General features: G+C 70.0%; 19 protein-coding genes and 1 pseudogene. 5 read left to right on the top strand and 15 right to left on the bottom strand.

The genetic code is table 11. From position 1 onward, the window contains the following. Nucleotides 1-19 precede the first annotated feature (19 nt). A complete protein-coding gene (rsmD, locus tag IBL25_RS16285; RefSeq protein WP_187779594.1) occupies nt 20-580 on the top strand; it encodes a 16S rRNA (guanine(966)-N(2))-methyltransferase RsmD in 561 nt (186 codons plus the stop codon). A 6-nt stretch (nt 581-586) separates the two neighbouring features. Here the strand turns inward: rsmD and IBL25_RS16280 are convergent, their stop codons facing one another. The 11 genes from IBL25_RS16280 to hemH form a co-directional block, all read right to left on the bottom strand. Further along, nucleotides 587-991, bottom strand: a complete 405-nt coding sequence (locus tag IBL25_RS16280; RefSeq protein WP_187779593.1) for an NUDIX domain-containing protein — start codon at nt 989-991, stop codon at nt 587-589. Between the two features lie 8 nt (nt 992-999). Further along, on the bottom strand, nt 1,000-1,491 hold the full coding sequence (locus tag IBL25_RS16275) for an MOSC domain-containing protein (RefSeq protein ID WP_367615624.1): 492 nt from the start codon (nt 1,489-1,491) through the stop codon (nt 1,000-1,002). Nucleotides 1,492-1,499: 8 nt separating this feature from the next. Further along, nucleotides 1,500-1,877, bottom strand: coding sequence for a nuclear transport factor 2 family protein (locus IBL25_RS16270; RefSeq protein WP_187779592.1), 378 nt, complete (start codon nt 1,875-1,877; stop codon nt 1,500-1,502). Further along, nucleotides 1,874-2,281, bottom strand: a complete 408-nt coding sequence (locus IBL25_RS16265; protein ID WP_187779591.1) for a hypothetical protein — start codon at nt 2,279-2,281, stop codon at nt 1,874-1,876. The genes IBL25_RS16270 and IBL25_RS16265 overlap by 4 nt, the downstream gene beginning before the upstream one ends. Before the next feature lie 95 nt (nt 2,282-2,376). Further along, complete coding sequence (gene trmB, locus IBL25_RS16260; RefSeq protein WP_187779590.1) at nt 2,377-3,090, bottom strand: tRNA (guanine(46)-N(7))-methyltransferase TrmB; 714 nt, start codon at nt 3,088-3,090, stop codon at nt 2,377-2,379. Nucleotides 3,091-3,165: 75 nt separating this feature from the next. Continuing rightward, a complete protein-coding gene (gene metK / locus IBL25_RS16255; RefSeq protein WP_187779589.1) occupies nt 3,166-4,353 on the bottom strand; it encodes a methionine adenosyltransferase in 1,188 nt (395 codons plus the stop codon). Between the two features lie 222 nt (nt 4,354-4,575). Further along, nucleotides 4,576-5,346 carry a 4-hydroxy-tetrahydrodipicolinate reductase gene (gene dapB / locus IBL25_RS16250; RefSeq protein WP_187779588.1) on the bottom strand — a complete coding sequence of 257 codons (771 nt, stop codon included), beginning with the start codon at nt 5,344-5,346 and terminating at the stop codon, nt 4,576-4,578. Between the two features lie 89 nt (nt 5,347-5,435). Next, nucleotides 5,436-7,427 (bottom strand): BCCT family transporter, encoded by a 1,992-nt coding sequence (locus tag IBL25_RS16245; protein ID WP_187779587.1) that lies wholly within the window; start codon nt 7,425-7,427, stop codon nt 5,436-5,438. Between the two features lie 172 nt (nt 7,428-7,599). Next, entirely contained in the window at nt 7,600-8,052 is a 453-nt protein-coding gene (gene hemJ / locus IBL25_RS16240; protein WP_187779586.1) for a protoporphyrinogen oxidase HemJ, read from the bottom strand. Next, nucleotides 8,049-8,705 carry an HAD family hydrolase gene (locus IBL25_RS16235; RefSeq protein ID WP_187779585.1) on the bottom strand — a complete coding sequence of 219 codons (657 nt, stop codon included), beginning with the start codon at nt 8,703-8,705 and terminating at the stop codon, nt 8,049-8,051. Before IBL25_RS16235 ends, hemJ begins: the two co-directional genes overlap by 4 nt. Then, complete coding sequence (gene hemH / locus IBL25_RS16230; protein WP_187779584.1) at nt 8,702-9,820, bottom strand: ferrochelatase; 1,119 nt, start codon at nt 9,818-9,820, stop codon at nt 8,702-8,704. The genes IBL25_RS16235 and hemH overlap by 4 nt, the downstream gene beginning before the upstream one ends. 158 nt (nt 9,821-9,978) lie before the next feature. On the opposite strand from hemH, the gene IBL25_RS16225 reads away from it, so the two are divergent. From IBL25_RS16225 to rho, 4 genes are all read left to right on the top strand, one after another. Next, the gene (locus IBL25_RS16225; protein WP_238940480.1) at nt 9,979-10,548 is read left to right on the top strand and encodes a nucleotide exchange factor GrpE; all 570 of its coding nucleotides are present in this window, start codon (nt 9,979-9,981) and stop codon (nt 10,546-10,548) included. Nucleotides 10,549-10,777: 229 nt separating this feature from the next. Continuing rightward, a complete protein-coding gene (dnaK, locus tag IBL25_RS16220; protein ID WP_187779582.1) occupies nt 10,778-12,706 on the top strand; it encodes a molecular chaperone DnaK in 1,929 nt (642 codons plus the stop codon). A 95-nt stretch (nt 12,707-12,801) separates the two neighbouring features. Beyond that, nucleotides 12,802-13,947: a molecular chaperone DnaJ gene (dnaJ, locus tag IBL25_RS16215; protein WP_187779581.1), complete on the top strand. Its 1,146-nt coding sequence runs from the start codon at nt 12,802-12,804 to the stop codon at nt 13,945-13,947. A gap of 579 nt (nt 13,948-14,526) precedes the next feature. After that, nucleotides 14,527-15,801 (top strand): transcription termination factor Rho, encoded by a 1,275-nt coding sequence (gene rho / locus IBL25_RS16210; protein ID WP_187779580.1) that lies wholly within the window; start codon nt 14,527-14,529, stop codon nt 15,799-15,801. Between the two features lie 50 nt (nt 15,802-15,851). Here rho and IBL25_RS16205 read toward each other — a convergent pair whose 3' ends face one another. The 4 genes and pseudogenes from IBL25_RS16205 to IBL25_RS16190 all read right to left on the bottom strand — a co-directional run. Then, nucleotides 15,852-16,904 (bottom strand): DUF2125 domain-containing protein, encoded by a 1,053-nt coding sequence (locus IBL25_RS16205; RefSeq protein WP_187779579.1) that lies wholly within the window; start codon nt 16,902-16,904, stop codon nt 15,852-15,854. A 304-nt stretch (nt 16,905-17,208) separates the two neighbouring features. Beyond that, nucleotides 17,209-17,976: a lysophospholipid acyltransferase family protein gene (locus tag IBL25_RS16200; protein WP_187779578.1), complete on the bottom strand. Its 768-nt coding sequence runs from the start codon at nt 17,974-17,976 to the stop codon at nt 17,209-17,211. Further along, nucleotides 17,973-18,587 carry a YdcF family protein gene (locus IBL25_RS16195; RefSeq protein ID WP_239418235.1) on the bottom strand — a complete coding sequence of 205 codons (615 nt, stop codon included), beginning with the start codon at nt 18,585-18,587 and terminating at the stop codon, nt 17,973-17,975. Before IBL25_RS16195 ends, IBL25_RS16200 begins: the two co-directional genes overlap by 4 nt. Further along, nucleotides 18,584-18,781 (bottom strand): annotated as a pseudogene (locus IBL25_RS16190) (cell division protein FtsX); the annotation flags it as partial. The gene IBL25_RS16195 and the pseudogene IBL25_RS16190, both read right to left, overlap by 4 nt.

The raw sequence follows: 18,781 nt of genomic DNA, 5'->3' as shown, positions 1-18,781 counted from the left end.
CCCGCGCGACTAGCGGGCCATGCGCATCGTCGCCGGCCGCCATCGCGGCCGGAAGCTGGCCGCTCCCGCCGGCGCCGCCACCACCCGCCCCACCGCCGAGCGGATGCGGCAGGCGCTCTTCGACATGCTCTGGCACGCTCCCTGGGCCGGCCGCGCAGCGGTCGAGGGGCAGGCGGTGCTGGATGCCTTCGCCGGCACCGGGGCGCTGGGGCTGGAGGCGCTCTCGCGCGGCGCCGCTCATGCCAGCTTCATCGAGCAGGATCGCGCGGCGCTGGCCGCGCTGCGGGCCAATATCGCCGCGTGCCGGGAAGACGCCGCCGCCACCGTGCTGGCCGCCGATGCCACCCGCCCGCCCCGCGCCAAGGTGCCCTGCGCCCTGGTCTTCCTGGACCCTCCCTATGGCAAGGATCTGGTGCCCCGCGCCCTAGCCGCGCTGGGTGCCGCCGGCTGGATCGCCCCCGGTGCCCTGATCTGCGCCGAGCTGGGGCGGGAGGAAGAGCCCGCCCTGCCCGGCTTCGACATCCTGGCGGAGCGGACGCATGGCGCCGCCCGCGTGCTGGTGCTGCGCGCGCCGGGCTGAGGCGGCTCAGCCCTGGCGCAGCGCCCGCAATGCCGCCAGCGTGGCACAGGTCAGTGCCGCCGGCGTTCCTTCCAGCGGAAACCAGCCTAGCCCGTCATGCTTGCCCGGCTCCAGGATGCGCGGCTGGCCCGTGAAAGCGGTGGCCAGATAGATGGGCGCGAACCAGTGCTGGCCGCCGGCACGGTCGATCTGGTCCACCACGCAGAGCAGCCTTTCGGCGCGGATGCCGATACCGGTCTCCTCCCGCACCTCGCGCTCCACCGCCGCCGCCGCGGCCTCGTAAAGATCCACCTTGCCGCCGGGCAGGCCCCAGCAGCCTGCCTCCGGTGCCTTCAGCCGCCGGATCAGCAGGATGCGGCCATCCACCACGATGGCCGCGCCGCAGCCCAGCCTCGGTTCCACCTGAACCATGCTTTCCCTCAATCCAGCCGCGCCACCGCATCGCCCAGCCGGATGGCGCCGCCCTCCAGCACCCGCGCGGTGATGCCGCCATGGCCGCGCACGGCGTTGTAGCCGCCGGGGCCGAATTCCTCCTCCATGCGGGAACAGGGGTGGCATTCGCCGGTCATCTCCAGCACCGCCTCCCCCATCCGGAAGCGCCGGCCCTTCAGCGCCAGCAGGTTAAGGCCGGAGACCACCAGGTTCCGCCGCAGCCGCTCCGGCGCCACAGCCTCCTGCCCCAGATAGGCGCCGATGGCGGGCAGGTGCTCGGCCTGGATCAGCGTCACCTGCCGGGCGCCGTTGCGGCCGGCATAGCGGTCGCCCTCCAGCCCCTGCCCGACCAGCAGCACGGCTTCCTCCACCACCCGCATGGCCGCGCGCCGGGCGGGGCGCAGCCCGATCCAGCGCAGGACACCCGGGCGCATCGGCCCGTCCAGCAGCCGGGCCAGGGGCGAGGCGGGGTTCAGCACCGGCTGCCTCAGGCCACCGCCGCGCCCGAGCAATGCGCCGCCAGCACCCGCAGCCCCGTGGCCTCCCGCCGCCAGAAGCGGCTGTAGCGGAAGGCACCCACGAAGGCGTTGCCATCCCAGGTGCCGGCCATCTCGGCCCGCAGCGTCACCACGGCGGCATCGCCCGCCAGGCGGATCTGGCGGTCGGAGACATCCACACGGCTGAGGCGCAGCAGGCGGTCGCGGTGGGCGGCGAGGTCCTCGGCCTTGCCCATGATGTGGCCGGTGTGGCTGGTGAAGATCAGCTCATCCGCCAGCAGGCGGTCCAGCGCCTCGACATGGCCGCGCAGCATGGCCTCACGCAGCGCGGCCTCGGCCGCCTCGACCTCCGCTTCCGTCAGGCTCATTGCTGCGCCGCCTGCCGCAGCTCATCCAGCGTGGACTGCACGGCGGCACGGGCCGAAGCCACCTCCGGCCGCAGCAGGAAACGCTGCTGGCGCTGCTGGAACTCGGCATCCTCGCCGCTGGTCAGGGACAAGGCGGTGGCCAGGAAGCCCTGCATGGCCTCGGGCGAGGGCGTGGCGCCCTTGGCATTGGCCTCGTCGATGCGCAGGATCAGGTCGCTCAGCCGGCGCAGCCAGGCGAAATCGGGGTCGTGCATCACCGCCTGCAGCAGCGCGTAAGGGTTGCCACCGGCCGGGTGGCCCGCCGCCTGGGCATTGAGCAGCGCCCGGTGCCAGCCCGCCACCGCCGCGGCCAGGCGCCGGGAGGGATGCGAAACCGCCGCGCGGCGTGCCTGGGGATGAGTCATGGCTGCGGTCTCCTTCGCATCCGGTGCTTCAGGGATTGGTGGCAGCGGGCCTGGGCCCGCTGCAAGTTAATGCGGGCGCGGCCGGCTGCAACGCATCAGGCGCGTTCCCACACCCAGTACATCGGCTGCCGGCCCTCGCGCAGCGCCTTGGCCTCGTAGCGCGTCGGCGGCCAGCCTTCCGGCCGGGTCAGGTCCAGCGAAACGCGCCGGAACAGGTCCTGCGCTTCCATCACCTCGATCACCCATTGCTGGTAGGTGGGGTCGTCGGTGGCAATGCGCCATTGCCCGCCGGGGCGGATGGCGGCGGCCAGCGCCGGCAGGATGGAGGGATGCACGAAGCGCCGCTTGGCATGCCGCGCCTTGGGCCAGGGGTCCGGGAACATCAGGAACAGCCGCGACAGGCTGCCCTGCGGCAGGGAGCGGATCAGCCGCCGCGCATCCTCGGTCCAGAGCCGCAGGTTGGGCGGCAGCGGCGCCGTGGCCTCGCCCCCCTCCGGCACCAGCTTGCCGAGCAGGGAGCAGATGCCGTTCTCGAAGACCTCGGAGGCGATGAGGCCGACCCGGGGGTTCGCCAGCATCTGCGCGTGGCTGTGCTCGCCACCGCCGAAGCCGACCTCCAGCCAGACCTCCTCGACCGGGGTGGCGAAGGCGGCGGCGGGGTCGCGCGCCGCGTCCTCGGCCGAAAGGCGCAGGCGGGGCAGCGTGACATCCAGCAGCGCCTGCTGGCGCGGGCGCAGCGGGTGGCCACGACGGCGGCCGTAAAGGCGGTCGGGAACCGGCGGGGGGGTTTCGGCGGTGTCTTCGGTCATGGTCGGGGGCCCATTACGCGGAAGGGGGCGATGCCAGCCGGCACCGCCCCCCGCAGCATGATACGCGAGAAAGGATCAGCGGCCGAAGGCGCGCTTCAGCTCATCCGCCAGGTCGGTCTGTTCCCAGGTGAAGGTGCCCAGGTCGGCATCCGGCGTACGGCCGAAATGGCCATAGGCGGAGGTCGGCACATAGATCGGGCGGTTCAGGTGCAGGTGCTCCCGGATGCCGCGCGGCGAGAGGTTGACCATCTCGTTGACGACCTTGGCCAGCTTGGTCTCGTCGATGTCACGGCCGGTGCCGTGCAGGTCGAAATAGACCGAGAGCGGCTTGGAGACGCCGATCGCGTAGGAGACCTGGATGGTGCACTTCTCGGCCAGGCCGGCGGCCACCACGTTCTTGGCGAGGTAGCGGCAGGCATAGGCGGCCGAGCGGTCCACCTTGGTCGGGTCCTTGCCGGAGAAGGCGCCGCCGCCATGCGGGGCCGCGCCGCCGTAGGTATCCACGATGATCTTGCGGCCGGTCAGGCCGCAGTCGCCATCGGGGCCGCCGATCACGAAGGTGCCGGTCGGGTTCACGTAGAACTCGTCCTCGGGCACCGTCCAGCCCTCGGGCAGGGAGGTGGCGACGATCGGGCGCACCAGCTCGCGCACCTGCTCCTGCGTCATCCCCTCCTCATGCTGGGTGGAGACCACGACGGAGGTCACGCCGACCGGCTTGCCGTCCACGTAGCGCAGCGTCACCTGGGACTTGGCGTCCGGCAGCAGACCGGCGACCGTCTTGTCCTTGACGCGGCGCAGCTCGCTGATGCGGCGCAGGATCAGGTGGGAATAATACAGCGGCGCCGGCATCAGGTCCGGCGTCTCGGTGCAGGCGTAACCGAACATGATGCCCTGGTCGCCGGCGCCTTCGTCCTTGTTGCCCGCCGCGTCCACGCCCTGCGCGATATGGGCGGACTGCGCGTGCAGATGGACCGAGACATCGGCATTGCGCCAGGAGAAGCCTTCCTGGTCGTAGCCGATGTCATGCACGGCCATGCGGGCCAGGTGGGCCAGCAGCTCATGCGTCACGCTGCCGGGGCCACGGGTCTCGCCGGCCAGGACGATGCGATTCGTGGTGACCAGCGTCTCGCAGGCCACGCGGGAATAGGGGTCGGCTTCCAGGAAGGCGTCCAGCACCGTGTCGCTGATGCGGTCCGCGACCTTGTCGGGATGGCCTTCGGAAACGGATTCCGAGGTAAACAGGTATTCGCCCTTGTCGCGCATGGCCTTATCGTCCTCTTGTCGCGATGGCGACCGGCTCGCCCCGGCCTGGCTATCCCCCGGAGATCCGGGCGGGGCTGTTTCGCAGGGGTGGCACAAGGGGTCAAGGGCGCTTGGGGACGGGGTTGGCATGCGCCGCCCGCCCCACCGGCATGACGCCAGTGGCCAGGACTGGCGTGGGCCTGGCCGTTCCGCTGGCCCCCGCGCCGGAACTCCGGGCGCGGGTCAGCCCATGCCCAGCACGTGCTTCATGTCGTAGAGGCCCGGCGCCCGGCCGGAGACCCAGCGCGCCGCCCGCACCGCGCCCACCGCATAGACGCGCCGGTCAAAGGAACGGTGGGTCAGCGCGATCTGCTCGTTGCCGGCGGCGAAGAGCAGCGTGTGCTCCCCCACCACCTGCCCGCCGCGCAGCGCCGCGAAGCCGATGGCGCCGGTCTGGCGCGGCCCGGTATGGCCGTCCCGGCCACTCTCCATGCCGCATTCCTCCAGCGTCGTGCCGCGCCCGCGCGCCACCGCCCGCCCCAGGCCGATGGCGGTGCCGGAAGGCGAATCCACCTTCTGCCGGTGGTGCATCTCCACGATCTCGGCGTCGTATTCATCGCCCGGCAGGGCGGCGGCCATGCGCTCGGCCAGCGCGAAGAGCAGGTTCACGCCCGGCGCGAAATTAGCGGCGTAGACGATGGGCGTGACACGGGCGGCCTGGGCCACCGCCGCCTCCTGCTCCGCCGAAAGGCCGGAACTGCCGAGCACGAAAGGCTTGCGGTGCGTCGCCGCCAGGGCCGCGTGGGTGGCCGCCAGGGAAGCATGGGTGAAGTCGATCACCACGTCGCTGGCGGCGAAGAGCGCGCCGCTGTCGGAAAACAGCGTCACCCCCTCCATGCCGCCGCTGCGCGCCGTGCCGCCCGCCAACTGGGCACCGGCGGCCAGGACTTCCTCAGCCAGAAGGCGGCCCATGCGGCCGGAAATGCCGGCGATGCCGATGCGGAGCGTGCTCATGGACGGCGGACCCTGCTGTTGCTGCAGAAGGCCAATGCGCGGGGGGGCTGCGCGCCGTCAAGCGTCGCCCCCGCCCATCCGGGCCTTCCTCAGCCCGCGCGCACGGCGTGCAGGTACTGGAAGTGCCGGTCGTATTGCTGCAGCACGTCCTGCATCAGCTCGTCCCGCGTGAAGCCCATGACGTCGTAGTCCTGCCCGCCGGTTTCCAGGAACACCTCGGCGCGGAAGAAATGCTCGTGGTCCTTCTCCCGCTCCATGTAGGCGTAGCTCGGCGTCTCGTAGCGGCGCAGGCGCACGCCGTACTGGAACTCCTCGGGCGAGCCGGGCATGGCGGTCAGGTGCAGGCGGTCCTCCCGCACCGTCACCTCGGCTTCCAGCCCGCGCTGCCGCAGCTCGGCGGCCACGGCCTCCAGCACCGGCTGCGCCGTGTCGCGCAGAAAGCGCTCGGCTTCCGGCCGGCGCGGATGCGCCAGGATGCCGTGAAGCTGCCGCTGCCAGCTCAGCCCCTGGCGCGGCCGCAGGCTCTGCGCCAGCGCGTCCTGCCGCAGCCCTTCCCGCTGCAAGCCGCGCCACAGGCCCCAGCACATCACCAGCATCACCATCGTGAAGGGCAGCGCGCTGGCGATGGAGGCGGTCTGCAGCGCGTCCAGCCCGCCCGTGCTCAGCAGCACCGCCGCGATCACGCCGCCCAGGATGGCCCAGAAGACCCGGCGCCACACCGGCCCATCCTCCCGCCCGCCCGAGGTGATGGTGTCGATCACCAGGGCGGAGCTGTCGGCGCCCGTGACAAAGAAGAACACGATCAGCGCCATGGCGAACCAGGAGACGTAGGTGCCCAGCGGGTACTGCTCTAGGAACACGAAGAGGGCCAGCGTCACGTCCCTGGCCACGGCGTCCGAGACGGCGGTGTTGCCCTGGTAGAGGTGCAGGAAGATGGCGGCGTCGCCGAAGACCGTCATCCAGGCGAAGGAGAAGCCGGCTGGCACCAGCAGCACGCCCATGACGAACTCGCGGATGGTGCGGCCGCGGGAGATGCGGGCGATGAACATGCCCACAAAGGGCGACCACGCCACCCACCAGCCCCAGTAGAACAGCGTCCAGTCGCCCAGCCATTCGGCCGGCACGTCGTTCGGCGCATAGGCGTACATGTAGAAGGTGCGCAGGATGAACTGGTCGAGATAGGCGCCGAGGTTCTGCACAAAGGCGCGCAGCAGGAAGGTGGTGGGGCCCACCACGAAGATGAACAGCATCAGCGCCGACGCCATCACCATGTTCAGGTTCGACAGGAACTTGATGCCCTTGTCGAGCCCGGTGGCGACCGAGATCGTGGCCATGGCGGTGATCACCGCGATCAGCGGCAACTGCACCCAGAAGGCGATGGGCCAGCCCATGACGTGGTTGAACCCCGCATTCACCTGCAGCACGCCGAGGCCCAGCGAGGTGGCGACGCCGAAGAGCGTGCCGATGGTGGCGAAGATGTCCACCGCATGCCCGATCGGGCCATGGATACGCTCGCCGATGATGGGATAGAGCGCCGAGCGCATCGTCAGCGGCAGGCCGTGGCGATAGGAGAAATAGGCCAGGCTGAGGCCGATCACCGCATAAACCGCCCAGGCATGCAGGCCCCAGTGGAAGTAGCTGATCTGCATGGCCGTCCGCGCGGCCTCCACCGTCGCCGGGTCCCCCACCGGCGGGGTGGTGAAGTGCTTGATGGGTTCCGCCACGCCGAAGAACACCAGCCCGATGCCCATGCCGGCGGCGAAGAGCATGGAGAACCAGGCGCCGTAGCTGTAGTCGGGCTCCGAGTGGTTGGGGCCGAGCTTGACGCGGCCGTGCCCGGTGAAGCCCAGCAGCAGCATGAACAACAGGAAGATCGCGACGGAAAGCAGGTAGAACCAGCCGAAATCGGCCACGATCCATGCCTGCAAGGTGCTGAAGAAGGCGGCGGAAGCTCCGGGCGCCACGATGCCAGCCAGCACGAAGACGGCGGTGATGCCGGCCGCCCAGAAGAAGACCGGCCTGTTGACGCCCTCCATCAAGCCCTTGCGCGGCGCCGGGGACGGGTCTGACGTGGCGGACATGGTGGCCTTCCCCTTTCTGCCGGGGCGAGGCGCCCAAACGGCCCCGCTTGGAGGGAAAGATGCCGCTGCGCCGCCGCGGGTTGCAGCAGGCCGTATGTTTGCGCCCGCCCCGCCCCCCCGCGGGAGGCCGCTGCTGGCGCCGCGCCCAGGCGGAGGCGAGCCCCCGCCCCGCTCAGAATGGCCGCACGATCACCATGATGACGATCAGGATCAGCAGCAGCGTCGGCACCTCGTTCGCGATGCGCCAGTAGCGTTCGGAATGCTTCCGCTCATCGCGCTCGAAGCTCTTGCGCGCGGCGGCGAGGTGGCCGTGGAAGGCGCTCATCAGCAGGAAGCCGGTCATCTTGCCGTGCCACCAGCCAGCGGACCAATCCACCACGCCCGGCGTCAGCACCAGGGTGATGCCGAAGATCCAGGCCGCCGCCATGGCCGGGTTGATGATGGCGCGCAGCAGGCGGCGCTCCATCACCTTCAGCATCTCGCTGCGCTCGCCGCCCGCCGGCGCCGGCGTGTGATAGACATAGAGGCGCGGCAGGTAGAACATCCCCGCCATCCAGGCGAAGACCGAGATCAGGTGCAGCGCCTTGGTCCAGGGATAGAAGGCAGCCAGCGCGTCGATCGTCATGCGGCGATTCCCAGCAGGCGGGGCAGGTCCTCCATGCGGGCGAAGGGCGTGGCCCCCTCGGCTTCCAGCAGGGCGGCGGGGGTCTCGTGGGCGAAGCCCATGACGCGGCAGCCGGCGGCGATGCCGGCGCGGGTGCCCAGCGCGCTGTCCTCCACCACCACGCAATCGCGCGGGTCGGCGCCGCAGGCGGCGGCGGCGGCCAGGTACATGTCGGGCGCCGGCTTGGGGCGCGGCACATCCTGGTAGGAGAAGACACGCTCGCCGAAGAAGGGCGCGAGGCCCAGGCCCGCGAGCTTGGCCTCCAGCTCATCGCGCCCGGAATTACTGGCGCAGGCCAGGGGGATTCCGGCCGCCGCCATGGCCTGCACCACGGCCAGGGCGCCGGGCATGGGCGGCGTCGCCTGCCGCATGCGGGCGGCGATGACGCCGGCCAGTTCCATCGGCCATTCCGCCGGCAGCGGGCCGACCTGCCGCTCGATCACCGGCACCATGTCCGGGATGGCGCGGCCGAGGAAGATGCCCTGGCACTGCTCCGCCGTGATCGGCCAGCCGCGGGCGGTCAGGTCCTCGGCGACGATGCCGTTCACCAGCGCCTCGCTATCGGCCAGCACGCCGTCGCAATCGAAGAGGACGGCGGCGGGACGGGCGGTCATGCCGGCACCTTGGCGGACTGGGCGCGCGGCGGCTTCACGCCGGTATGGGGGCAGCCGGAATGCACCTTGGGGCATTGCCGCGCGCCGGCGAAGGAACAGAGCCGCCGCTCCCCGGCATCGCGCACCCGGTGCACCAGGGCGGCCATGGCCGCGATGAAGGCGGGGTCGCTGTTCTGGGTGGGGCAGCGGTGGTAGCCGGGCACGCCCAGCTTATGCGCCAGTTCCCGGTATTCCACGTCCAGCTCCACCAGCGTCTCGGAATGCTCGGACACGAAGGCCAGCGGGTGGACCAGCACGGCCACCTTGTCCTCGGCCGCCTTGTGCAGCGCCTCCTCGGTGGAAGGGCCGAGCCATTTCTGCGGCGTGACGCGGGACTGGTAGCAGATCTGCCAGTCCAGCCCCCCCAGGCCCCAGGCCTCCACGATGGCCTCGGCGGTGCGCTCCACCTGCCACTGGTAGGGGTCGCCCTGCTTCACGATGGTCTCGGGCAGGCCATGGGCGGAGAAGAGGACGCGCAGCTTCGTCCCCTCCGGCACCTGCGCCCGCGCTTCCTCGTAGCTCCGGCGCAGGATGGCGGCGGTGGCCTGGGCGAAGCCGTCGTCGGAATGCCAGCAGCAGAGGGTGCGGGTGGGCAGCGAGAGCCCGACCCTGGCGCAGGCCTCGTTCCAGGCGGTGATGGAGGAGCCGGTCGTGGTGGTGGAGAATTGCGGGTAGAGCGGCAGCAGCACCACTTCCTCGGCGCCCCATTCCTTGACGGCCCGCGCGGTGGCCTCCGAGAAGGGATGCCAGTAGCGCATGGCGATGAAGCAGCGCGCCTCGATATCCTCGCCCAGCGCGCCTTGCAGCGCGGCGCCCTGCTCCTCCGTCAGCGGCAGCAGCGGGGAGCGGCCGCCGAGGATGGCGTAGTTCTCGCTCGCCGCCTTGGTGCGGCGCCAGGCGACGAAGCGCCCCAGCGGCTGCCGCACGAAGCCCGGCATCCGCAGAATGGCCGGGTCGGTGAAGAGATTGGTCAGGAAGGGCCGCACCGCCTCGGGGGAATCCGGTCCCCCGAGGTTGAACAGAACAATGGCGACGCGGGGCCGCGCGACTCGCGCGCTGTCAGGGGGCGGCTGCATGATGAGGTGGAGATGCCATCCCCCGCGCCAGGGTCAAGGGCATCGCTGCGCGGGATGCTGCCGCGCAACAACTTGTCCCCAGCCCTTTCCGCGCTTAGGTGGAGGGCCGACCGGACCCATCCGGGCTCCCCCGCAGTTGCATGAAGAATGAACGCCCGATGAACGAGCAGACCCATACGCCCCCTCCCGCAGCCGAGACGGAGCAGAACCAGCAGCAGCCGCAGCAGCCGGCCGATGCCATGGCGCGCATCGCGGAGCTGGAGGCGGAGGTGACGCAGCTGAAGGACCGCTGGCTGCGCTCGGAAGCCGAGATGCAGAACCTGCGCGCCCGCACCAAGCGCGAGGTGGATGACGCCCGCCAGTACGCCGTGCAGAAATTCGCCCGCGACGTGGTGGAGGCGGCCGAGAACCTGCGCCGCGGCCTCGATGCACTGCCCGCCCCGGCCGAGGACGAGCCGGAGCTGCTGGCCAAGCTGCGCGGCGGCTTCGAGGGCGTGGAGCGCAACTTCATCTCCATCCTGGAGCGCAACGGCATCGCCAAGCAGGACCCCGCCGGCAAGCCCTTCGACCCCGAGCTGCACCAGGCGATGGCGCAGCAGCCGCCGCCGGAAGGCGTGGCCGCCGGCACCGTGATCCAGGCCTGGACCCCGGCCTGGACGCTGAACGGCCGCCTGCTGAAGCCCGCCATGGTGGTGGTGGCCGGCGAAGGCGTCTCTGAGACCGCCTGAGGGCTTCCGGCCCTTCCGGCCGCGGGTCCTCTGCCTGCACAATTTTTACGCATGGTTCCAGGCCCCACTCTTGTCCGGAGGGCCTGGGGCCAATACATCGGTGGCATAGGCCGGCCCCGCCTTTCCAGGGCCCGGCCGGTCCCATTCACCCCATCCGCTACGTGAGCAAACCGGGGATGGGCGCGGCGCCTCGATCGGGCCGCCCCCATCCGCCAGAAGGAGAATTCGGATGAGCAAAGTTATCGGCATCGATCTCGGCACGACCAATAGCTGCGTCGCCATCATGGAAGGCAGCGAGGTCAAGGTGCTGGAGAACGCCGAGGGCGCGCGCACCACGCCGTCCATGGTCGCCTTCACCAAGAATGGTGAGCGTCTGGTCGGCCAGGCTGCCAAGCGGCAGGCCGTGACCAACCCGACCGACACGCTCTATGCCGTCAAGCGCCTGATCGGCCGCCGTTTCGATGACGCCATGGTCAAGAAGGAAGCGGGCCTGGCCCCCTTCAAGATCATCCGCGCCGACAATGGCGATGCCTGGGTCGAGGCCGGCGGCCAGAAGCAGGCGCCGCAGCAGATCAGCGCCAATGTGCTGACCAAGATGAAGGAAACCGCCGAGAACTACCTCGGCGAGAAGGTGACGCAGGCGGTCATCACCGTCCCCGCCTACTTCAACGACAGCCAGCGCCAGGCCACCAAGGAAGCCGGCGCCATCGCCGGCCTGGAAGTGCTGCGCATCATCAACGAGCCGACGGCCGCCGCCCTGGCCTATGGCATGGACAAGAAGCACTCCGGCACCATCGCGGTCTATGACCTCGGCGGCGGCACCTTCGACGTGTCCATCCTCGAGATCGGCGACGGCGTCTTCGAGGTGAAGTCCACCAACGGCGACACCTTCCTGGGTGGCGAGGACTTCGACCAGCGCGTGATCGACTACCTGGCCGATGAGTTCAAGAAGGAGAACGGCATCGACCTGCGCGGCGACAAGCTCGCCCTGCAGCGGCTGAAGGAAGCGGCCGAGAAGGCCAAGATCGAGCTGTCGAGCGCCAAGCAGACCGAGATCAACCTGCCCTTCATCACCGCCGATGCCTCCGGCCCGAAGCACCTGGTGCTGCAGCTCTCCCGCGCCAAGCTGGAGTCGCTGGTGGACGACCTGGTGACCCGGACGCTCGAGCCCTGCAAGCAGGCGCTGAAGGATGCCGGCCTGGCCGCCAATGAGGTGGACGAGGTGATCCTGGTCGGCGGCATGACCCGCATGCCCAAGGTCATCGAGGCGGTGAAGACCTTCTTCGGCAAGGAGCCCGCGCGCAACGTCAACCCGGACGAGGTGGTCGCCATCGGTGCCGCCATCCAGGGCGGCGTGCTGAAGGGCGACGTCAAGGACGTGCTGCTGCTGGACGTGACCCCGCTGTCGCTGGGCATCGAGACCCTGGGCGGCGTCTTCACGCGCCTGATCGACCGCAACACCACGATCCCGACCAAGAAGTCCCAGACCTTCTCCACCGCCGACGACAACCAGACCGCGGTCACCATCAAGGTGTTCCAGGGTGAGCGCGAGATGGCGGCGGACAACAAGCTGTTGGGCAACTTCGACCTGCAGGGCATCCCGCCCGCCCCGCGCGGCATGCCGCAGATCGAGGTGACCTTCGACATCGACGCGAACGGCATCGTCTCCGTCTCCGCCAAGGATAAGGCCACGGGCAAGGAGCAGCAGATCAAGATCCAGGCCAAGTCCGGCCTGTCTGATGCCGATATCGAGCGCATGGTGAAGGACGCCGAGGCGAATGCCGAGGCCGACAAGAAGCGCCGCGCCGCCGTCGAGGCCAAGAACCAGCTGGAAGCGCTGATCCACACCACGGAGAAGTCGCTGAAGGAGAACGCGGAGAAGATCCCCGAGGCCGAGAAGGGTGAGGCCGAGGCCGCCCTTTCCGCCGCGCGCTCCGCCAAGGACGGCGACGACCTCGATGCCATCAACACCGCGAGCGAGCGCCTTTCCGCCGCCGCGATGAAGGTGGGCGAGGCCATCTACAAGGCCACCCCGCAGGAGGGTGCCGAGGCCCAGGGTGGCCCGGGCGCCCAGGCCCAGCAGGGCCAGCCGGGTGGCGAGAAGGTGGTCGACGCCGAGTTCGAGGAAGTCGACCCGAACAAGAAGAAGCCGAGCTGAGGCGCGGCTTCCCTGTGAACTGAGCGTCGCGCCCGGCTTCCGCGAGGAGGCCGGGCGCAACCTTATAGACCCTGAGGTGGGGGACTGACCCGGCTATGGCCAAGCGGGATTACTACGAGGTTCTGGGTGTCGCCCGGGGCGCCAGCGAGGATGAGCTGAAGAAGGCTTACCGAAAGCTGGCGATGAAGTACCACCCGGACCGCAACCCCGGCGACAAGGAAGCCGAGGCCAAGTTCAAGGACTGCAGCGAAGCCTATGACGTCCTGAAGGACGCCGAGAAGCGCGCCGCCTATGACCGCTACGGCCACGCGGCCTTCGAAGGCGGCATGGGCGGTGGTGGTGGCGGCGGCGGCAATCCCTTCGGCGGCAGCGGCTTCGAGGATATCTTCGAGCAGATGTTCGGCTTCGGCGGCGGCGGCCGCCAGCGCCAGGGCCAGGCGGCCGGGCGCGGCGCCGACCTCCGCACCGAGGTACAGATCACACTCGAAGAAGCCTTCGCCGGCGCCAAGCAGACCGTGCGGGTCCAGACCAGCGTGCAATGCGACGCCTGCACCGGCTCGGGCTCCGAGGGCGGCAGCACGGCGGCGCAGACCTGCGGCACCTGCGGCGGCGCCGGCAAGGTGCGCGCCCAGCAGGGCTTCTTCCTGATCGAGCGCGCCTGCCCCACCTGCGGCGGCACCGGCCGGGTGGTGAAGAACCCCTGCAAGGTCTGCCATGGCGCCGGCCGCGTGCAGCGGGAGCGGACGCTGAACGTCACCATCCCCGCCGGCGTCGAGGACGGCACCCGCATCCGCCTTTCGGGCGAAGGCGAGGCCGGGCTGCGCGGCGCACCGCCGGGCGACCTTTATGTCGATATCAGCCTCCTGCCGCACAGCATCTTCCAGCGGGACGGCGCCAATATCTACGTGCGCGTCCCCCTGCGGATGACGCAGGCGGCGCTGGGCGAGGCCGTGGAAGTGCCTGTCATCGACGGCGGCCGCGCCCGCGTCACCATCCCCGCCGGTACGCAGTCGGGCGACCAGTTCCGCCTGCGCGGCAAGGGCTTCTCCGTGCTGCGCTCGGCGGCGCGGGGCGACATGTACGTGCAGGTGGCGGTGGAAACGCCGCAGAACCTCTCGGCCCGCCAGCGCGAACTGCTGGAGGAATTCGAGGCCGAGGCCAGCGAGCGGGCCAAGAGCAGCCCCGAAAGCGAAGGCTTCTTCGCCAAGGTGCGGGAATTCTGGGAAGGACTGGGGCGCTAAGCTCCTAACCTTGCGCTGCTGGAGGGGCGCTGCCCCTCCAGGCCACCCCGCTGGGGTGGCAGTGTCACCCCAGGCCCCGCCATCTGCTGTGTTCCGGTGGCACGGTGGTTCCGCCGGAGGTCCATGACCTCCGGCGACTGCGGCTTCAGCCCGCGTGGCCTTTTTCAAGTTCCAACGCTGGCCGCTGGCGCCACGCCGCGTCCTTGCGCCCCGATCTCGAAACTCGCAGCGGGGTCCGGGGTGGACTTTCCACCCCGGCGGGGGTCCAGGGGGCGGAGCCCCTTGGCCCCGCCCTCCTCATGGGCGGAAATTCCTCCGGAACCTCTTGAAGAACCGCTCGTTTCGCCTATTTGCCCATTGACGAGGCGGTGGCCATGACCTTAGCGTTGTGGAGCTTCCCGTCCATGGTGGTCTTCCAGGTCTTTCGGCCTGTCATTCCACCTAGACTCCCCTCCTTGATCCTTTCGGGACATTGACGACCTCACGCCTCCGGGCGTTCGTCGCACATGGGCAGGCCGCCTTGGCCATGCCTTTGGGAAGTGTCCCCTGCTTTATGCCGGAACGGAACGCGTCCCGCCCATGCATCTTTCTGAACTCAAGGCCAAAAGCCCCGCCGACCTGCTGGCTTTCGCCGAGTCGCTCCAGATCGAGAATGCCTCCAGCCTGCGCAAGCAGGACATGATGTTCGCGATCCTGAAGCAGTTGGCCGAGAACGACCAGGCGATCCATGGCGACGGCACGCTGGAGATCCTGCCGGACGGCTTCGGCTTCCTGCGCTCTCCGCAGTCGAACTACCTGCCGGGTCCTGACGACATCTATGTCTCCCCTGCCCAGGTACGCCGCTTCGGCCTGCGCATCGGCGACACGGTGGAGGGCCAGATCCGGGCCCCCAAGGATGGCGAGCGTTACTTCGCCCTGCTGAAGGTCAATACCGTCAATTTTGAGCCGCCCGAGGCTCTCCGCCACCGCATCAACTTCGACAACCTCACCCCGCTCTATCCGACGCGCCGGCTGAAGATGGAGAACGAGAACGCGGAGCCGCCGCCGAAGGGGATGCAGAAGGACTACACGCCCCGGGTAATCGACCTGGTGGCCCCCATCGGCATGGGGCAGCGCGCGCTGGTGGTGGCGCCGCCGCGCACCGGCAAGACCGTGATGCTGCAGAACATCGCCCGCAGCATCAGCGCCAACCACCCCGATGTCTTCCTGATCGTGCTGCTGATCGACGAGCGGCCCGAGGAAGTCACCGATATGGCCCGCACCGTGCGCGGCGAAGTGGTGGCCTCCACCTTCGACGAGCCGGCGACCCGCCACGTGCAGGTCACCGAGATGGTGCTGGAGAAGGCCAAGCGGCTGGTCGAGCACAAGCGCGATGTCGTCATCCTGCTCGACTCCATCACCCGCCTGGGCCGTGCCTACAACTCCGTCGTGCCGTCCTCCGGCAAGGTGCTGACGGGTGGCGTGGACGCCAATGCGCTGCAGCGGCCGAAGCGCTTCTTCGGCGCCGCCCGCAACATCGAGGAAGGCGGCAGCCTCACCATCATCGCCACCGCGCTGATCGACACCGGCAGCCGCATGGACGAGGTGATCTTCGAGGAGTTCAAGGGCACGGGCAATTCCGAGCTCATCCTCGACCGCAAGCTCTCCGACAAGCGCGTCTTCCCGGCCATCGACATCACCAAGTCCGGCACCCGCAAGGAAGAAGTGCTGGTGGACCGCGGCACGCTGTCCAAGATGTGGGTGCTGCGCCGTATCCTGAACCCGATGGGCACGCAGGATGCGATGGAATTCCTGTTGGACAAGCTGAAGTACAGCAAGACCAACCAGGACTTCTTCGACGCGATGAATACCTGAACCCAGCGAAGGGGGCCGAAAGGCCCCCTTCTCCGTTCAGGGCCAGGCGATCACGGCCAGGCCACGGGCGGCAGGCGCAGCAGCGGGATGCGCGCGGCGCTCAGCGCCTGCTTCTCCAGCACCAGCGGCAGTTCGATCACCGGCACGCTGCTGCCGGCATCCAGCCGCGTCAGCAGCGGCAGGATCTGCCGGGCCATGCCGGCGGCCCGCGGCTGCACCACCCCAGCACCAGCCAGGGCATCCAGGGTGCGGGACGGATTGGCCAGCCGCAGGGTGCCGGCGCCGCTCGGCTGCAAGCCCTCGTCCAATGCCAGGGTGGCGGCGGCGCTGGCCGCCATGGCGCCCCAGCGCAGCGTCATGCCCTGCACCTCCAGCCGCCCGCCGGCATTGCGCCAGGCCGCCAGCTGGCGCGACAGCGGACCGACAGGGCCGAGGCTGCCATGCAGCATGGCCTGCAGCGTGGCTTCCTCCACCCGCTCGCCCAGCGCCTGGGTACCAGGGGCGGTCAGGCCGCGCAGCCGGGCGGTGAAGGCGGTGCCGCTGCCCCCGCTGGCATCGAAGCTGGCCTGCAGGCCATCCAGCGCCACGGGGCCTGAGGGGCTCTCCAGCCGCAGCTCCGCGCCGTTCAGCGCCCCGGCCAGCGGCATCTCGGTGCCGTTCAGCGTCAGCTCCGCCCGCAAGGCCCCGGCGCGCAGCGGCATGGGCGGGCCCTTCAGGGCCAGTTGCTGCGCCCCTTCCGCCTCCACCAGCAGATGGTCGGGGCGCCAGGGACGGAGGGAAAGCCGCACCGCCTCCGCCTGCCAGGAGAGGCCGTCCCGTGCCAGCCGCAGTGCGGGCAGACGCAGCGCCGCCGCCATGGGCCAGCCGCCGCGCTCCGGCGGACCATATTCCACTTCCAGGCCCTGCTGGCGCTGCCGCCTGGCCCAGGCCTCCACCGCCAGGCCGATCTGGCCGCTCATCCACCAGAGCAGGGCGGCATGGGCGGCGCCCAGCAGTGCCAGCAGGACCAGGAAGCCCGCCAGCCACCGGCGCAGCCGGGAAGGACGGGGGGAGGAAGGCGCGGGCTGGGCCGCCGCTTGGGTCGGGGTTCTCACACGGGGCATATGGGGCGGCACTGGCCGCTGCCCACGGGCCGCACGGCTTTGGCGGCCGCTTCAGGCTTGTGGAGAAGTATCCCGGTGGCCTGGCGGTCCACAGCGTCTGAAATTGTCCACAAGAGCTTTGGTCCTTCCCTGTGACATTCAGGACACGTTTGCGGCTTGTTCTCCGAATCGGATGAAAACATAGCAAAAACAATAATTTAAAAGAACGGAAGCTTGAGCGGGGTGTTTCTGGAGGGCTGTGAATCGAGGACTCGCAAGCCTTTAGGCCAGTTTCTTGGCGAATGGCGGAAAGGCTGTTCCTGACTTATCCCACAGAATTATCCACAGGGAGGGGATAGTTCGCGGGCAGCAGCCGCAGGCTCTCCGATTCGATCGCTTCCTGCATCTGCGCCAGCAGCTTGGCGCGTGGCAGGCCCTCCGGCAGCGGCGGCAGCACCGCCACCGTCAGCGTGCCCGGACGCTTGGCGAAGGAGCGGCGGCCCCAGAAGACGCCGCTGTCCGTCGCCGCCGGAATGATCGGCTGCCCCACCGCCGCCCCCAGCGCCACCACGCCAGGCAGGTAGGGCACGCGCTGGCCGGGGCTGGTGCGGGTGCCCTCGGGGAAGATGATGATCTGGGAGCCCTCGGCGGCGGCGGCGCCGGCCTCCCGCACCATGCGCTTCAGAGCGGTGGCGCCGCCGGTGCGGTCCACCGCCACGGCACCGTATTTGCGCGCCAGCGTGCCCCAGACCGGAATGCGCAGCAGTTCCCGCTTCAGCACGTAGACAGGGTCCGGCAGCAGGGCCAGCCAGACAATGGTGTCGAAGGCCGACTGGTGCTTCGCCGCGATCACCGCCGGGCCCTCCGGCAGGTATTCCCGCCCCGTCACCCGCACATGGATGCCGCAGACCACCCGCAGCAGCCAGAGCATCAGCCGCGCCCAGCCCTGCACGTAACGGCGTATCAACCGGCGCGGAAAGGGCAGCAGCACCAGCCCCAGCGTCACGCAACCGGCGGTCAGGCCGAAGAAGAGCAGGTTGAACAGCGCCGAGCGCAGCAGCACGAGCGGGCTGGCGGGGGGTTCTGGGTTCATCGTGGCGGCAAATCGCTCTTGAGGGCGGAGAGGCCGAGGAAGGCGCCGATCAGCTTGGCGTATTCCCGCAGCAGCAGCGAGGCACGCGGCCCCGCCACCTGTACGGGATGCGGCACCAGCGCCACTTCCGGCAGGTTGCGGCGCAGTTCCAGCATCGCGCGCGGCATATGATAGCCGGCCGTGACGATCCGCAATGAGCGAATACCCTTCCCCCGTGCCCAGGCCGCGATCTCCTGCCCATTGCCGCGGGTGCTGGTGGCCAGCCGCCCCAGCGTGACGGCGGGGGTGGCCACGCCAGGCGGGGCGCCGCGCACCGGCGGCGGCTCCGCCTCGGCGCCGGGCAGCTCGTCCATGGCGATGTTGTTGCTGCGGACCAGATCCCCCAGCTCGGCGCTGCGGCTGACGCCGGAAACGATCAGGTGGTCGGCCAGCCCGTCCGAGAGCAGGCGCAGGCCCATCTCCACCCGCTCCGGCCCGCCGGTCAGCACGGCGATGCCGTCGGTATGGCGCAGCGGCATCTCCGGCCGCGTCCGGCTCTGGCCCAGGAACAGGGCGAAGCCCGCCACCAGCACCAGGGCCGGGATACCCGGCAGCAGCCAGAGCCGGCTCACGGCAGGCGCCGCAGCCAGCGACGGACGCTGAACTGCGCCGTGGCCCAGCCGATGGCGCCCGCCACCGGCGGCAGGAAGGCCAGGTCCAGCCAGGGCAGCGCCGCGATGGTCACCGCCTCGCCCCCCGCGAAGGGCGCGGCGAGGGAGGAAAGCGCGATCAGCGCCGGCACCGCCAGGGCCGCGCCGGCCAGGGC

It is taken from the genome of Pseudoroseomonas ludipueritiae, from assembly GCF_014490445.1.
Taxonomy (GTDB): Bacteria; Pseudomonadota; Alphaproteobacteria; order Acetobacterales; family Acetobacteraceae; genus Pseudoroseomonas; species Pseudoroseomonas ludipueritiae.
This window is presented reverse-complemented; position numbering and strand designations above follow the sequence as displayed.

Bases quoted from the DNA above. Each gene is read 5' to 3' on its own strand.
- metK (WP_187779589.1), bottom strand. From the start codon at position 4,353: ATGCGCGACAAGGGCGAATACCTGTTTACCTCGGAATCCGTTTCCGAA.
- IBL25_RS16200 (WP_187779578.1), bottom strand. From the start codon at position 17,976: ATGAACCCAGAACCCCCCGCCAGCCCGCTCGTGCTGCTGCGCTCGGCG.
- IBL25_RS16245 (WP_187779587.1), bottom strand. From the start codon at position 7,427: ATGTCCGCCACGTCAGACCCGTCCCCGGCGCCGCGCAAGGGCTTGATG.
- IBL25_RS16265 (WP_187779591.1), bottom strand. From the start codon at position 2,281: ATGACTCATCCCCAGGCACGCCGCGCGGCGGTTTCGCATCCCTCCCGG.
- rho (WP_187779580.1), top strand. From the start codon at position 14,527: ATGCATCTTTCTGAACTCAAGGCCAAAAGCCCCGCCGACCTGCTGGCT.
- IBL25_RS16205 (WP_187779579.1), bottom strand. From the start codon at position 16,904: ATGCCCCGTGTGAGAACCCCGACCCAAGCGGCGGCCCAGCCCGCGCCT.
- hemJ (WP_187779586.1), bottom strand. From the start codon at position 8,052: ATGACGATCGACGCGCTGGCTGCCTTCTATCCCTGGACCAAGGCGCTG.
- dnaJ (WP_187779581.1), top strand. From the start codon at position 12,802: ATGGCCAAGCGGGATTACTACGAGGTTCTGGGTGTCGCCCGGGGCGCC.
- dnaK (WP_187779582.1), top strand. From the start codon at position 10,778: ATGAGCAAAGTTATCGGCATCGATCTCGGCACGACCAATAGCTGCGTC.
- IBL25_RS16270 (WP_187779592.1), bottom strand. From the start codon at position 1,877: ATGAGCCTGACGGAAGCGGAGGTCGAGGCGGCCGAGGCCGCGCTGCGT.
- dapB (WP_187779588.1), bottom strand. From the start codon at position 5,346: ATGAGCACGCTCCGCATCGGCATCGCCGGCATTTCCGGCCGCATGGGC.
- IBL25_RS16225 (WP_238940480.1), top strand. From the start codon at position 9,979: ATGAACGAGCAGACCCATACGCCCCCTCCCGCAGCCGAGACGGAGCAG.
- IBL25_RS16235 (WP_187779585.1), bottom strand. From the start codon at position 8,705: ATGACCGCCCGTCCCGCCGCCGTCCTCTTCGATTGCGACGGCGTGCTG.
- hemH (WP_187779584.1), bottom strand. From the start codon at position 9,820: ATGCAGCCGCCCCCTGACAGCGCGCGAGTCGCGCGGCCCCGCGTCGCC.
- trmB (WP_187779590.1), bottom strand. From the start codon at position 3,090: ATGACCGAAGACACCGCCGAAACCCCCCCGCCGGTTCCCGACCGCCTT.
- IBL25_RS16280 (WP_187779593.1), bottom strand. From the start codon at position 991: ATGGTTCAGGTGGAACCGAGGCTGGGCTGCGGCGCGGCCATCGTGGTG.
- rsmD (WP_187779594.1), top strand. From the start codon at position 20: ATGCGCATCGTCGCCGGCCGCCATCGCGGCCGGAAGCTGGCCGCTCCC.